Source organism: Trueperaceae bacterium (genome assembly GCA_031581195.1).
Classification (GTDB): domain Bacteria; phylum Deinococcota; class Deinococci; order Deinococcales; family Trueperaceae; genus SLSQ01.
In genome coordinates, this window is record JAVLCF010000012.1 from 16,991 (window position 1) to 30,211 (window position 13,221).

General features: G+C 74.4%; 14 protein-coding genes. 10 read left to right on the forward strand and 4 right to left on the reverse strand.

The features are described from left to right. The first annotated feature begins 18 nt into the window (after positions 1-18). The 7 genes from phoU to gatC all read left to right on the forward strand — a co-directional run bounded on the left by phoU (position 19) and on the right by gatC (position 5,368). Positions 19-675 carry a phosphate signaling complex protein PhoU gene (phoU, locus tag RI554_02165; GenBank protein ID MDR9390818.1) on the forward strand — a complete coding sequence of 219 codons (657 nt, stop codon included), beginning with the start codon at positions 19-21 and terminating at the stop codon, positions 673-675. 44 nt (positions 676-719) lie between these two features. Then, positions 720-1,673 carry an N-acetylmuramoyl-L-alanine amidase gene (locus tag RI554_02170; protein MDR9390819.1) on the forward strand — a complete coding sequence of 318 codons (954 nt, stop codon included), beginning with the start codon at positions 720-722 and terminating at the stop codon, positions 1,671-1,673. Positions 1,674-1,686: 13 nt separating this feature from the next. Beyond that, entirely contained in the window at positions 1,687-2,124 is a 438-nt protein-coding gene (locus tag RI554_02175; GenBank protein ID MDR9390820.1) for a FixH family protein, read from the forward strand. Next, positions 2,121-3,674 (forward strand): hypothetical protein, encoded by a 1,554-nt coding sequence (locus RI554_02180; GenBank protein MDR9390821.1) that lies wholly within the window; start codon positions 2,121-2,123, stop codon positions 3,672-3,674. The genes RI554_02175 and RI554_02180 overlap by 4 nt, the downstream gene beginning before the upstream one ends. After that, positions 3,671-4,288, forward strand: coding sequence for a FixH family protein (locus RI554_02185; protein MDR9390822.1), 618 nt, complete (start codon positions 3,671-3,673; stop codon positions 4,286-4,288). The genes RI554_02180 and RI554_02185 overlap by 4 nt, the downstream gene beginning before the upstream one ends. Further along, positions 4,285-5,016, forward strand: a complete 732-nt coding sequence (locus tag RI554_02190; protein ID MDR9390823.1) for a DUF554 domain-containing protein — start codon at positions 4,285-4,287, stop codon at positions 5,014-5,016. The genes RI554_02185 and RI554_02190 overlap by 4 nt, the downstream gene beginning before the upstream one ends. Positions 5,017-5,077: 61 nt before the next feature. Continuing rightward, positions 5,078-5,368 carry an Asp-tRNA(Asn)/Glu-tRNA(Gln) amidotransferase subunit GatC gene (gene gatC / locus RI554_02195; GenBank protein ID MDR9390824.1) on the forward strand — a complete coding sequence of 97 codons (291 nt, stop codon included), beginning with the start codon at positions 5,078-5,080 and terminating at the stop codon, positions 5,366-5,368. An 8-nt stretch (positions 5,369-5,376) separates the two neighbouring features. Here gatC and serS read toward each other — a convergent pair whose 3' ends face one another. Further along, positions 5,377-6,651 (reverse strand): serine--tRNA ligase, encoded by a 1,275-nt coding sequence (gene serS, locus RI554_02200; GenBank protein MDR9390825.1) that lies wholly within the window; start codon positions 6,649-6,651, stop codon positions 5,377-5,379. Between the two features lie 51 nt (positions 6,652-6,702). Between serS and RI554_02205 the strand changes: the two genes are divergently transcribed. Further along, positions 6,703-7,542 carry an N-formylglutamate amidohydrolase gene (locus tag RI554_02205; GenBank protein ID MDR9390826.1) on the forward strand — a complete coding sequence of 280 codons (840 nt, stop codon included), beginning with the start codon at positions 6,703-6,705 and terminating at the stop codon, positions 7,540-7,542. Positions 7,543-7,546: 4 nt separating this feature from the next. On the opposite strand, the gene RI554_02210 is transcribed toward RI554_02205, so the two are convergent. Then, positions 7,547-9,013: an alpha/beta fold hydrolase gene (locus RI554_02210; GenBank protein ID MDR9390827.1), complete on the reverse strand. Its 1,467-nt coding sequence runs from the start codon at positions 9,011-9,013 to the stop codon at positions 7,547-7,549. Between the two features lie 90 nt (positions 9,014-9,103). On the opposite strand from RI554_02210, the gene RI554_02215 reads away from it, so the two are divergent. Together RI554_02215 and RI554_02220 are read left to right on the forward strand one after the other, a co-directional pair. Beyond that, entirely contained in the window at positions 9,104-9,811 is a 708-nt protein-coding gene (locus tag RI554_02215; protein MDR9390828.1) for a hypothetical protein, read from the forward strand. Continuing rightward, on the forward strand, positions 9,808-10,962 hold the full coding sequence (locus tag RI554_02220; GenBank protein MDR9390829.1) for a hypothetical protein: 1,155 nt from the start codon (positions 9,808-9,810) through the stop codon (positions 10,960-10,962). The genes RI554_02215 and RI554_02220 overlap by 4 nt, the downstream gene beginning before the upstream one ends. Here the strand turns inward: RI554_02220 and RI554_02225 are convergent. Both RI554_02225 and RI554_02230 read right to left on the reverse strand, forming a co-directional pair. Further along, positions 10,951-12,189 (reverse strand): PilT/PilU family type 4a pilus ATPase, encoded by a 1,239-nt coding sequence (locus RI554_02225; GenBank protein ID MDR9390830.1) that lies wholly within the window; start codon positions 12,187-12,189, stop codon positions 10,951-10,953. The genes RI554_02220 and RI554_02225 overlap by 12 nt on opposite strands. A gap of 99 nt (positions 12,190-12,288) precedes the next feature. Further along, on the reverse strand, positions 12,289-13,071 hold the full coding sequence (locus RI554_02230; protein ID MDR9390831.1) for an amino acid ABC transporter ATP-binding protein: 783 nt from the start codon (positions 13,069-13,071) through the stop codon (positions 12,289-12,291). Positions 13,072-13,221: the final 150 nt, after the last annotated feature.

Consider the following 13,221-nt stretch of genomic DNA (forward strand, 5'->3'; position numbering starts at 1 on the left):
GCCGTGCCAGCCTGCGGCATGCTAGGTTCCGACCACGTGAACGCCCTCGACGCCGAACTCCACGACGTATCGACCGAAATCGTGCGCATGCTCAGCCTCGTACGCGAGTCGCTCGGGCACGCCCGCGCCGCGCTCGTGGACGCCGAGCCCGAGGCGGCGCTCGCCTGCCGCGACAACGACGCGTTGATCGACGATGCGCAGGACCGCATCGAGCACACGATCCTCAGCATCATCGCCCGGCGCCAACCGGCCGCCCGCGACCTGCGCTTCCTCGGCGCGATGCACCGCACCCTCGCCGACGTCGAGCGTTCGGGGGACTACGCGGTGCACGTCGCGAACGCCGGCGCGGAGCTCGCGCAGGAGCCCCCCCTCAAGAAGTACACCGACATGACGCGCATCCTCGAGATCGAGGACCGCATGATCGACACCACCATCGCCGCCCTCGCCGACGCCGACGAAGAGCGCGCGCGGACGTCGCTGGGGATGGACGAGGAGATCGACGAACTCTACGAACAGATCCAGCGTGAACTCCTGACGTACATGCTGGAGGACCCCCAAGCGATCACGAAGGCCACGAAGTTGCTGTCGGTCGGGCGCTACCTGGAGCGGCTCGGCGACCACCTCGAGAACGTCAACGAACACATCCTGTTCTGGTTGACCGCCGAACGCGTCTGACCCCACCCCGCCGCACACCCCCGGGGACCGGGTAGATTGCGCGCGTGACGCGCGTTCCCCGCGACGAGGTCGGCGACGTCGGCAGCGCCTTCCCCGGCACGCCGGTCGCCCCCACCCCGCGCAGCGCCCCGGTCCCCCGCGGGGCGCCCACCGCACCCCCCACGCCCGACGCGCGCCCCGCGTGGCGCCGACGCCTTCGGGCGGCCGCCACCGTCGCGGCGGGCGTCACCGCGGTCGTCCTCGCGGCGGCGGCCTGGACCGGGCACGCCGCCGCGACCGACGTGCGCGTCGCGCGCGTCGCGGTCGACGGCCCCCCTGCGCGGCCGGGGCCGGCGACGCTCCTGCGGGCGGTGCTGCAGGGCCCCCCGACCGTCGTGCTGCAGGTGGGGCACCTCGGAGCCCACGCCGCACCCGAGGAGCTCGCCGCGCTGCGGACGCGGACCGGCGCGAGCGCCGGCGGCGTGGACGAGGTGACGGTCAACGCCGCCGTCGCCGACGCCCTCGCCGCGCGCCTGCGGGCGGACGGCATCCGCGTCCGGGTCGTGGGCGCGACCGTCCCCCCGAACCTGCGCGCCTCGTTGGCGCTCGCCCTGCACGCCGACGGCGTTCCCGACGTCGGGCGCCGCGGCTACAAGAGCGCGCACGCGATCCCGACGCGCACGCGTCGCGACCCGTGGCTGCTGGCCAGCGTCGACGCGGCGTACCTCGACGCCACGCCGCTGCCGCACGACGCGGTCAACGTCTCGCCCGCCATGACCGACTACTACGCCTTCGCCCACGCGCGCTTCCGGCACGCGTTGCACCCGAGCACCGCCGCGGTGATCATCGAGATGGGCTACCTCTCGAATCCCCTCGACCGCGCCTGGCTGACCGACGCCGACCGCCCCGCCGCCGCGCTGCACGACGGCGTGACGCGGTACCTCGCCGCGATCGCGCGGTGGCACCCGGCGTTGGCGTGGCGGGCCGGCCGGCCGACGTCCGGGCGCGGGGGCCCGTGATAGCCTCACGGGGATGAAGGACCGCCCAGGACGAACGTCCCTGACGCCGTTTCCGCTCGTTTTGGTCGCGCTGTCCGTCGCCCTGTCCGTCGCTCTGGTCGGCTGCCGACCGCCGGAGGCGGGCGGCGGCGCCCGCGCGGCCGACGCCGACGTCCGGGTCCGCGTCGAGGCGCCCCCCGACCCCGTCGTCGGGCCCGACACCGTGCGCGTGCTCGTGCTCGCCGACGACGCGCCGGCCCGCGACGCCACCGTCGAGGTGACGGGCGACATGACGCACGCCGGCATGATTCCCATCGTCGCCGACGCCCACCCGGACGACGCGCCGGGGACCTACGCCACCCGCGACTTCGCCTACGACATGGCGGGCGATTGGGTCCTCACCGCCGACGTCACGCTGCCCGACGGGCGCCGCGGGTTCGGCGAGACGACCGTGACGGTCGCGCGCCCGTGAGCCGCGTCCCGCTCCCCCAGGTCGCTCCGCCGACCGGCGGGGGGCGCAGCGGGCCGTTCGTGCGGCAACCGCGGGGGCCCGACCTCCTCGCGATCCCTGGCCTGCGTCGGTTCCTCCGCTGGCGCTACGCCCGCCTGACGCTGCAGCTCCCGCTGTTGATCCTCGCGATCTTCGTGATCGTGGACGGCCTCACCGGCCGCCAACTGGCCCCCCGGAACGTCGCGACGACCGCGACGTGGCTGCACTACCGAGGCCTCGTCGTCGTCGCGCTGGCGATCCTCGGCAACGCCTTCTGCGGCGCCTGCCCCCTCATGCTGACGCGCGGCCCGGCGAACTTCGTGAAGCGCCGCCTCGGGATCGAGCTGCGCTGGCCCGACCGCCTCCGCAACAAATGGCTGGTCGCCGCGTTGTTGGTCGGGGTGTTCTACGCCTACGAGGCGTTCGACCTGTGGGCCAGCCCGTGGCTGTCCGCCTGGCTGGCGATCGCCTACTTCGCCAGCGCCTTCGCCGTCGACGTGCTGTTCCCCGCCGGCACCTTCTGCCGCTACGTGTGTCCCCTGGGGAACTTCAACTTCCTGTTCGCCAGCGTCTCCCCCACCCAAATCACCGCCGCCGACCCCGACGTGTGTCGCTCGTGCGCCGACAAGCCGTGCCTTCACGGCCGCGAGACGTACGCCGATCCCGCCCGCGCGCCCGGCGAGCGCGCCTTCGTGCCCCTCGACGACGTCGTCCACGCCAACGGCGAGGGGTCGTTCCCCGGCTGCGAAACGAACCTATTCGTCCCGACGATGACGTCGAACATGGACTGTACGTCGTGCATGAACTGCGTCCGCGCCTGCCCCTACGACAACGTCGCCCTCACCGTCCGCTCGCCCGGCTGGGAGTTGCGTCAGGCGCCCTGGCGGAAACGCTGGGGCCTGCCCCTGATCGCGTTGGGCGTGATGATGCTGTACTGGGGCCTCCTGAACGCCGTCGCGATGATCCCACCGTTCTACGACCTCGCGCGCGGCCTCAGCGCGTGGACGGGCAGCCGCAACGAACCGTTCCTCCTCGCCCTCGTCTTCGCCGCCTTCACGGTCGGGGGCGGCGCCGCCTCGCTCGCCGCGGCCGTCACCGCGGACGCCGCCGGCGGCGCCGGCCTCCACCCCCGGCGCGCCCTGATGCGCTGGGGGTACGTGTTCGTCGCGATGGGCTTCGGGTTCTGGGCGGCGCACTACCTGTTCCACTTCCTGACGGGGGCGGCGTCGATCGTGCCGGTGTTCGAGCACTTCTTCGCGTGGCGCGGCGCGAACCTCGACCCGAACTGGGCGTTGGCGCGCTGGATGCCGTCGCGCTGGATGTTCCCCATCAGCGCCGGCGTGAGCGGCGCGTACGCGTTGCTCGCCGCCTACCTCACGGTCCGCATCGCCCTGCGCGACTTCCCCGGCACGCGGGCCGCGACGGCGATGTGGCCGATGCTGTTGTTCGTCGTGACCCTCACGGCCCTGCAGATCCTCGTGCTCGCGCAACCCATGGAGATGCGCGGCACCCTCCTGGGGCCGGCCGGATGATCGGCGCGCGCGCCGCGCCGCGCGATCCTGGGGCGCTGCGCCCGAGCGTTCCCTCCGCCCTCCGCGCGGTCCTTGCCGCGCTCGCGCTGAGCGTCGTCTCGTGGGGTGCCGCCCACGCGACGATGGTGTTCGTCACCGTCGACACGGCGCCCGCGCCGCCGCTCCCGAACGACGCGACGACGCTGCGGATCGTCATGCGCGACACCGTCGACGCGCCGGTCGAGGACGCGATCGTGTTCGTCGAAGCGACCCGCGTGGGCCACGCCATGCTCACCAGCGACCGGTTCGTCGAGACCGACGCAGGGACGTACGAGACGACCCTGCGCTTCCCCGACGACGGCGACTGGACGCTGACGTTCCGCGACCGCACCTTCCGCCAGGAGGAGGCCAACGCCACCATCACGCTCGACGTGGGGGCGGACGCGACGCGCGAACCGCCGTCGTTCATCTTCCCGCCCACCGCGACCGGCCCGCAGAGCCTCACGACCTGGCTCGTGTGGCTGATCGGCCTGCCGCTCGTGGCCGGCGCCATCGTGACCGTCATGGTGCTCCGCGGCCGCGGCGAAGACGCCGCGGCGGAGGCGGCCCCCCCGACGGACGCCGCCGGCGGGTGAGCCTCCTCGCCCAGACGTCGGGCACCCTCGTCAACGTCGTCGCCGTCCTCGCCGGCGGCGCGCTCGGGCTGTGGGCCCGCGGGCGCCTCCCGGCGCGCACCACGACGACGATGATGCAGGCGATCGGGCTCGCGACGCTGTTCGTGGGGCTGTCCGGCGCCGCGGACCTCGGTCGCGTGGACGGGCCCCCCGGCGTCGTCGCCGCCCTCCTCGGCCTCGCGGTCGGCGCCGCCGCCGGGGAGGGCCTCCGGCTGCACGACCGCCTCGACCGGCTCGGGGAGCGCCTCCGGCGTCGCGTGCGCGGCGAGGGCGGCTTCACCGAGGGGTTCGTTGCCGCCACCCTGTTGTTCCTGGTGGGCCCGCTCGCCCTGATCGGCGCGATCCAGAACGGGTTGGTCGGTGACCCGTCCTTCCTGATCCTGAAGAGCACCCTCGACGGCGTCTCCTCCGTCGTGCTGGCCGCCAGCTTCGGGTGGGGCGTGCTCGCCTCCGCCGGCGCCGTCCTCGTCTACCAGGGCGCCGTCTCGCTCGGGGCGGGCGTCCTCGCGCAGTGGCTGCCGGACCCCGCCACCTCCCCCGTCGTCCTGCTCGTCAACGGTACCGGCGGCCTGATGATCGTGGGGCTCGGGCTGGGGCTGTTGGACGTCGTGACGATCCGCATCGCGAACCTGCTTCCCGGCTTGCTCCTCGCACCGCTCGCCTGGTGGGCGTTGCGCTTCGCCTTCTGACGCGCACGGCCCCGGGGGGCCGGGCAGCGGGTGGCCCGAAGGCCGTGCTAGCCTGGAGCGCGTGAAGGACGCGGACCTCGACCACTTGGCGGCCCTCGCGCGCCTCGACCTCGCGGACGGCGAACGCGATGCGCTGCGCGCCGACCTCGAGCGGGTCCTCACGCACTTCGAAGCGATCGCCGACGTCGACGTCACCGGCCTCGAACCGATGTTGCGCCCGATCCACGGAGGCGACGCCCTCCGCGAGGACGTCGTCCGGCCGGGCCTCGACCCGGAGGCCGCCCGCGCCCTCGCGCGGGCGCGAGACGGCGACTTCGTGAAGGTCCCCCGCACCGCCGCCGACGACGGCTGACGCGCGCGTCAGCGCAGCGGACCGGCCCCCACGTACGGCGCGAGCGCGTCGGGGACGTGCAGTCCGTCGGGTCCGGCGTACGTCTCGACCAACGCCGCGACGGTGCGCGGCATCGCCAAGGCGCTGCCGTTGAGGGTGTGCAGCAACGCCGGCTTGCCGGTGCCCTGCGCCCCTCCCGCGCGCGCGCGGACCTTCAAACGGCGGGCCTGGAAGTCGGTGAGGTTGCTGACGCTGCTGACCTCCAACCAGCGTTCCTGACCCGGACTCCACACCTCGAGGTCGTACTTCTTCGCTTGCGTGAAGCCCATGTCGGCGGTGCACATCGACAACCGCCGGTACGTGAGCCCCAACGCCTCCAGCAGGCCCTCGGACAGCTCCGTCATGGCCTCCAACTGCGCGTAACTGGCGTCGGCCGCGGTGAACGCCACCATCTCCACCTTGTCGAACTGGTGCACGCGGTTGAGGCCCCGCACGTCCTTGCCGTAACTGCCGGCCTCCCGCCGGAAGCAGGGGGTGGACGCGGCGTAGCGGACCGGGAGCGCGTCGGCGTCGAGGATCGCGTCGCGGTGCAGGTTCGTGACCGCCACCTCGCTCGTGGGGATCAGGTAGAGGCCGTCCTCGACGCGGTACATCTGGCCCTCCTTGTCCGGCAGCTGCCCGGTCGCCGTCGCGCTCGCCTCGTTCGCGAGGTACGGCACGCGCACCTCCACGAACCCGGCGTCGCTCAGGACGTCCAGGAAGAACCGCTCGAGGCCGCGCACCAGTCGCGCCGCGCCGCCCCGCAGGACCGGGAAGCCCGCCCCGGCGACGCGGGTCCCGGCCTCGGCGTCCAGCCACCCCCAGGCGCTCATCGACGTCCAGTGCGGCGCGGCGTCGGCCGGCGCCGCCGCGCCACTCCACTCCTTCACGACGACGTTGTCGTGCTCGCTGTCGCCGACCGGCACGCTCGCGTGCGGCAGGTTCGGCAGGTCCAACTGCAGCCGCTCGAGGCGGTCGCTCAACGCCCGCTCGCGCTCCTCGAGCCGCTTGACCTCCGCTGCGAGCTCGCCCATGACGCGGATCGCGTCGCTGGCGTCCTCCCCGGCGCGCTTGCGTTCGCCGATCGTCTTGCTTTCGCGGTTCCGGCGCGCCTGCTTCTCCTCCAGATCCGCGCGAAGCAGGCGGTACTCCTCGTCGGCCAGCAGCCACGCGTCGAGCGCCGCTTCGGCGCCGTCGATCCGTTTGCTGCGCAGGCCGCGCCGGACGGCCTCGGGATCCTCACGAATCAGGGTCGGGTCGAGCATGGCCGCAGACTACCGGAATCGCCGCGCGCCGGCCGGCGGTAGCATGCCGGCATGAAGGACCTGCTCGTCAGCGTTCCGCACCACGCCGGTACCGTGCCGTTCGAGATCCTGCTCGCGATGCTCGGGGACGCGGCGTTCGACCCGGGCGCCGCCGCCGCGCACCGCGCCCGCATCGCCCTCGAGGGCGACCCCCACACCGACCGGGTGTTCGCGTTGCGCGGCGCCCGGTTCGTGACCGCGACCGTGTCGCGGTTCGTCGTGGACCTCAATCGCGAGCGCGGCGACCGCAGCGCGAACGGCGTCGTGAAGACCGTCGATTTCGCCGAGCGCCCGCTCTACCCCCCGGGCGGCGGCCCGACCGACGCCGACGTCGAGGCGCGCCTCCGGCGCTTCTTCGACCCCTACCACGCCGCGCTCGACGCGGAGATCGCGCGGGCGCGCCCTCGCGCCGTTCTGGACGCGCACAGCATGAGCGCGGTCGGGCCCGCCCTCGGGCCGGACGCCGGGACGCCCCGCCCCGCGGCGGCGTTGATTACGGGCGGGGACCGCGACGGCGAACCGGACGGTGCGCCGGTCAGTCTCCCCGGCGCCACCGCCCGCGCCCTCGCCGCGGCGTTGGAGGCGGCGCTCGCCGCCCGGCTGCCGCTCGGCGTGGACGGCGCCCCGTCCGGCGTCACGATCAACGACCCGTTCGTGCGGGGCGGCATTCAGCACCGCTTGGGGGCGGACCCGGAGGGGCCGCGCGTCCCGACGGTCGGCATCGAGATCCACCGGTCGTTGTTCGAAACCGAGGACGGGCGCGCCCGCCCCGACCGCGTCGCGGCGATCCGGGGGGCGCTGCACGAAGCGCTCGAGGCGGTCCGCAGCGACCTCGCCGCGGCGCACCCCTGACGCGTCAGGGGAGGCGCGACAGCCAGCGCGCCGCGAGCGGCGCGAGGGGATTGACGTCCGCGGACAGAAGATCCACGTGCGTGAGGCCCTCGAGCAGGGCGACGGACACCGGCCAGCCCTCGCGCTGGGCCAGGTAGCCGGCGAACGCTTCGCGGTCGCGCAGCAGCCCCCGGTCGGAGCCGACGACGAGGGTGGGGAGGCCGACCTCCGCTTGCGGGCGGTAGCCGGGCACGTCCACCAGGTCGGGCGGGAGGGCGACCAGGTCCAGCAGCATCGCGGCGGGAAGGTACCACTCCGCGGCGTCGACGCCGGGATGCAGCCACGTCGCGGCCTGCTCCGCGAGGTCGCTGCGTTCGAGCGCCGGGTCGCCCGCCGTCCAGTCGACCCGCTCCGCGCCGGGGGCGACCCCGACGACGCTGGCCGCGCGACTCGCGAGCCCGCCGCCCCCGAACAGGAACGCCGTGAGGTTCCCGTCGAGGTCGGCGTCGGTCGCCTCCCCGAGAGAGGCGTAGGAGGCCTGGAACGGCTGGTACTGGTCGTCGTTCTCGAGGCCGTAGAGGGCGCGGTTCGACACCGGGAAGGGGGCCACGACCGCCGGGGCGGTCGCGTCGGGCGCCCGGTGCGCGAGGACGGCGGACGCGAACCGGCGGGCGGCGATGCGGCCGTCGGGACCGTAGGGCAGCCACGGCGTCGCGTCGCCCGCGGCGAGGGCGGCGCGGTCGGGGAGCCCGACCGGCACCCCGAGGACGCGGGGGCCGTCCTCGAGGCCGAACGCCCCGGTCCGGCCCGGCGCCCCGTCCACCAGGATCAGCCCGTCGACCGGCGCGGCGTCCTCCCACGCGGCGTACGTCGCGACGAGGCTCGCACCGAGCGAGTGCCCCAACAGCACGACCCGATCGGCCTCCGTGCGCGCCTCGCGCACGACGGCGGCGAGGTCGCCGTGATGCACGTCGAGCCCCCAGTCCGCGACGAAGCGGTGCGCGTCGGGATCGGGGGCGACGTACCCCAGTTCGCCGTCGGCGCCGGGCAGGAACGCCTCCGCGACGTCGGCGAGGGGGGCGTCCAGCGCCCGCCGGCGGGCGGCGACGTCCTCGAGCCGGTTGCCGCGCCGGTCGACCGCCCACACCGCCACGCCGGGCGCGTGCGCCACGATCCGGCGGGCGAGGGGCGCGAACTGGCCGGCCCCCCCGAACAGCCCGGGCACGGCGACGACGACGGTGTCGATCGGTTCGTTCCGCTGCCACCGGAGGGTCGTTTGCGCGTCGTACCGCGCGGGGGTGCCCGGCACGTCGACGCCCGGCACCTCGACCGTCGCGACCGGAACGTCGGCCGGCGCGACGCGGGGCACGGCGTCCGCCGCCGGGGCGGGGGCGCGCACGTCGGGCAGCGGAACGCAGCCCGCGAGGAGGGCGAGGGCGAGGCCCAGGGCGGCGACGGGCGCGAGGCGGGCGGTGCGGGGCGTACGATCCATGCCCTCAATGTAGTCCCGGAGGGCCGTCCCGCGCGCCGCGTGGCGGACGGAGCGACCGCCGGTCCGCCCCCGCGCGTGCTACGCTCCGGTGTGTCCGTCGAGGTTCTCGAGTACCGCTTCGAGGTGCGCGGCGCGCCCGCCGGGGGTCAGGTGGTCCGCACGCAGGCCCGCGCCGACGACGTCCACCTGGAGGTCGACGCGACGTTCGACGCGCCGGTCGGCGACGCCCGCGTCCAGCAACTCAGTCGCAGCGACCCCCACGACCACCACAGTCACGCCTTCGTCGAGACGACGAAGGACCGCAGCGGCGAGCGGAAGGTCCGCGTCGCCTTCGACGCGGAGCAGGGGCTGGTCGTCATGAAGCGCGGCGACGACCAGGCCGACGTGCCGTACGTCGAGCCGTTCCGCGATCCGCTGTCGATGCTGCACGAGTTGCGTCACGCCGACCCCGACCGGGAGGTCCTGCGCATCCCGATGCTCGGCAACGCCGTCGACGCGCACCTCGTGGAGACGACCGAGGTCGCGACCGACCTGGGGCCGATCCTCGCGCGCGGCTACCAGCTGTTCCCGGGCGGGAGTCGCGTGTGGATCGAGGTGGATGCCCCCCACCGGGTCGTGAAGGTCCGGCAACGGACGCCGTCCGGCGTCCTGGACGCGATCCTGATGCGCGAGGAGCGCGATACGCGCCTCCCCGGGTGGGATGCGGAGTCCGGGGCGGGCCGCAAGCGCGGCCGCCGCCGCCGGCGCCGCGGGCGCGGCGGTCGGTCGCGCAGCAAGAACCGTTCCTCGAACGCGTGAACGCGACGCTGGACGCCCTCCTGGAGCGCGCCTACGCCCGCACCCGCAACGGCGCCCCGCGCGACCCGCGACGCGCCCGCGCCCTCCTCGACGCCCTCGCGATCCCCGACCCCCCGCACGCCGTGGTCGTGGTCGGCACGAACGGCAAGGGCGGCGTCGCGACGCGCATCGCCGCCGGCCTGCAGGCGGCCGGCCGCCGCCCCCTCCGCTTCCTCTCCCCGCACGTCGAACGCTTCCACGAGCGCATCGCCGTGGACGGCGTCCCCATCCCCGACGACGCCGTCGCGGCGTTCCTGCGCGCCATCCTCGATGCGCCCGCCGCCACCGACGCGGCGTTCTTCGACCTCACCCTCGCGATGGCGCTGGCGCACGGGGCGACGCACCGCGCCCCGTGGGCGGTCCTGGAGGCGGGCGTGGGGGGCGCGCGGGACGCGACGCGGGCGGTGCGACGCGTGCGGGCCGTCGTCGTGACGAACGTCGGTGCGGACCACCTGGCGACGCTCGGGCCGACCCTCGCCGACGTCGCGCGGGCGAAGGCGGGCGCGATTCGGCCGGGCGTCCCGGTCGTCTCCGCCGCGCAGGGCGACGCGGCGGACGTCGTGGCGGACGTCGCCCGCGCGCGCGGCGCGCCGCTGTCGCGCGTGGCGGCCGAGGACGTCCGGGGCGGGATCGACGCGGTCGGCGCCGCTCTGGCGCGCGCGACGCTGCGGCGCCTGGCGCTGGACCGCGCCGCTCGGGACGCCGCCCTGCAGGCGGCGGAGGTGCGCCCGCGCCTCCCCGCCCGACGGGAGCGGTTCCGACTCCCGGAGGGCCGCACGGTGCTGCTCGACGGTGCGCACAACCCGCCCGCCGCCCGCGCGTTGGCGGACGAGGCGCCCGAGGGGGCGCACCTGCTGCTCGGGGTGTCCGCCCGCAAGGACGCCGCCGCGATCCGGGCGGCGTTCGCCGACGCCGCTCGGGTCGTCCTGACCGGCCTGCCCGGCGACGCGGTCGCCTGGCCGGACGACCCGGCCTACGTCCCCGACCCGGACGCCGCCCTCGCGCGGGCGCTGGCGGACCTCCCACCCGGCGCGACGCTGATCGCGACGGGGTCGCTGCACCTCGCGGGCCGCTGGCGGCCGCCGTTGCGCGCGCGGGCGTCAGGCGCCTGAGCCGTCCCCCCGAGGCGCGGGCGTGGGGCCCGGGCCCGCGACCTGCGCGAGCCGTTCGACCTCCCGTTCGCTGGGGGCGTCCTCGCTCCCGACGCGTTGCGTGATGCGGAGGCGCAGTTCGTGGGCGCTGGTGGCGTGCGCGGCGGCGTCGGCCAGGGTGACGGTGCCGGCGAGGTAGAGCTCCACGAGCGACGCGTCGAAGGCGTGCATCCCGACGAGGTTGGCCTGCTGCAGCGCTTCGCGGACGACGGCGGTCTTGTCGGGGTCGCGGATCGCGTCGCGCACGAGGGGGGTGTTGACGAGGACCTCGGTGGCGAGGGCCCGGCCGGCGCCGTCGGCGCGGGGCAGCAACCGTTGACTGAGGATCCCGAGGAGGCTCTCGGACAGCATCGCGCGAATCGCGTCGCGTTCGAAGGGCGCGAAGAAATCGATGATGCGGTAGATCGTGCGGACGGCGTCCAGGGTGTGCAGCGTCGACATCACCAGGTGGCCGGTCTGGGCCGCGGTGAGGGCCGCCTCGACCGTCGCTTTGTCGCGCATCTCGCCGATCATCAGGACGTCGGGGTCCTGCCGCATGGCGTACTTCAGGGCGTCGGCGAAGTCGCTGGTGTCGAGGCCGATTTCGCGTTGGACGACGAGGCTGCTGCGGTTGGCGTGCAGGAACTCGATGGGGTCCTCGATCGTGATGACGTGTTTGCGGGAGCGTCGGTTGATGTGGTCCACCATCGCCGCGAGGCTGGTGGTCTTCCCCGACCCGGTGGGGCCGGTGACGAGCACGAGGCCGCGCCGGCGTTCCGCCCACCCCTGCACGACGTCGCTCGGCAAGCCGAGCGCTTCGAAGCCGGGGATGGCGTCCTGGACGACGCGTAGCGCCAGCCCGACGGAGCCGCGTTGGCGGTAGGCGTTGCAGCGGAAGCGCGCGACGTCGGGCAGCGTGAAGGCGAAATCGAGTTCGTGCCGGTGCGCGAACGTCGCCCGTTGGGCCTCCTGCATGATCGCCTGGGCGATCGATTCGGTCGTGGCGGCGTCGAGGACGGGGGCGCCCTCGACGGGGCGCAGGTCGCCATCGATGCGGACGTGCGGCGCCGCGCCGGCGTGCAGGTGCACGTCGGACGCCCCGCGCGCGACGGCGTCGCGCAGCAGGTCGGTCAGCGGGAGGCCGCCGGGTGGCGACGGCGCGTCGCCGGGGGCGTCGCGCGAAGGGGAACGGTCGGGGGCGTCGGTCATGGCGACCTCCTCACGCCCGAGGATACGCGGTCCACGCCGCGCGCGCGGTGCGCCCCCGCCCGCGCTGGGGTGGCGGGGGACGTGAGGGGTGGTGGGGGGTCAGAGGATCTTGGAGAGGAAGCCGCGGGTGCGTTCCTCCTGCGGGTTCTCGAAGAAGTGCTCGGGCGTCCCGACCTCCACGATTTGGCCGGCGTCCATGAAGATGACGCGGTCGCCGACCTCGCGGGCGAAGCCCATCTCGTGCGTCACGACCACCATCGTCATGCCCTCCTTGGCGAGGGTGACCATGACCTGCAGCACCTCGCCGATCACCTCGGGGTCGAGGGCGCTGGTGGGCTCGTCGAACAGCATGACCTTGGGCTCCATCGTCAGGGCCCGCGCGATGGCGACGCGCTGTTGTTGCCCGCCGGACAACTGTCCGGGGTACTTCTGCGCCTGCTCGGGAATGCCGACCTTCTCGAGGAAGTACGTCGCGCGCTCCTCGGCCTTCGACTTCTTCCATTTCCGGACCCGGATCGGCGCGAGCGTGATGTTCTCCATGACGGTGAGGTGCGGGAACAGGTTGAACTGTTGGAACACCATGCCGGTCTCGCGGCGGATCAGGTCGATGTTGCGCACGTCGTCGGTGAGGGGCGTCCCGTCGACCGTGATGACGCCCTCCTGGTGTTCCTCGAGGCGGTTGACGCAACGGATCAGGGTGGACTTGCCCGACCCCGAGGGCCCGATGACGACGACGACCTCCCCGCGGTTGACGGACAGGTCGATGTCCTTGAGGACGTGGAAATCGCCGAACCACTTGTTGAGCCCGTCGATCGTGATGATGCGCTCGCCGCCCTCGGGGGCGTGCGCTTCGACGCGGGGCACGGTTTCGGTTGCACTCACGATGGACCTCCTCGGGCGGGCCGCCCGGTGCGCACCTCAGCGTTCACCGACGCCGAGCTCCTTCTCGAGTTGACGACGGGCGATGGGCATGCGGTAGGTGAAGAACCAGTACACGACCGCCATGAAGAGCGAGATCTCGAGCAGGACGCC

What these genes read in the sequence shown, in the direction of transcription:
- RI554_02210 (MDR9390827.1), bottom strand. Translation starts at nt 9,013, where the DNA reads ATGGATCGTACGCCCCGCACCGCCCGCCTCGCGCCCGTCGCCGCCCTG.
- RI554_02175 (MDR9390820.1), top strand. Translation starts at nt 1,687, where the DNA reads ATGAAGGACCGCCCAGGACGAACGTCCCTGACGCCGTTTCCGCTCGTT.
- RI554_02205 (MDR9390826.1), top strand. Translation starts at nt 6,703, where the DNA reads ATGAAGGACCTGCTCGTCAGCGTTCCGCACCACGCCGGTACCGTGCCG.
- phoU (MDR9390818.1), top strand. Translation starts at nt 19, where the DNA reads ATGCTAGGTTCCGACCACGTGAACGCCCTCGACGCCGAACTCCACGAC.
- RI554_02225 (MDR9390830.1), bottom strand. Translation starts at nt 12,189, where the DNA reads ATGACCGACGCCCCCGACCGTTCCCCTTCGCGCGACGCCCCCGGCGAC.
- RI554_02185 (MDR9390822.1), top strand. Translation starts at nt 3,671, where the DNA reads ATGATCGGCGCGCGCGCCGCGCCGCGCGATCCTGGGGCGCTGCGCCCG.
- serS (MDR9390825.1), bottom strand. Translation starts at nt 6,651, where the DNA reads ATGCTCGACCCGACCCTGATTCGTGAGGATCCCGAGGCCGTCCGGCGC.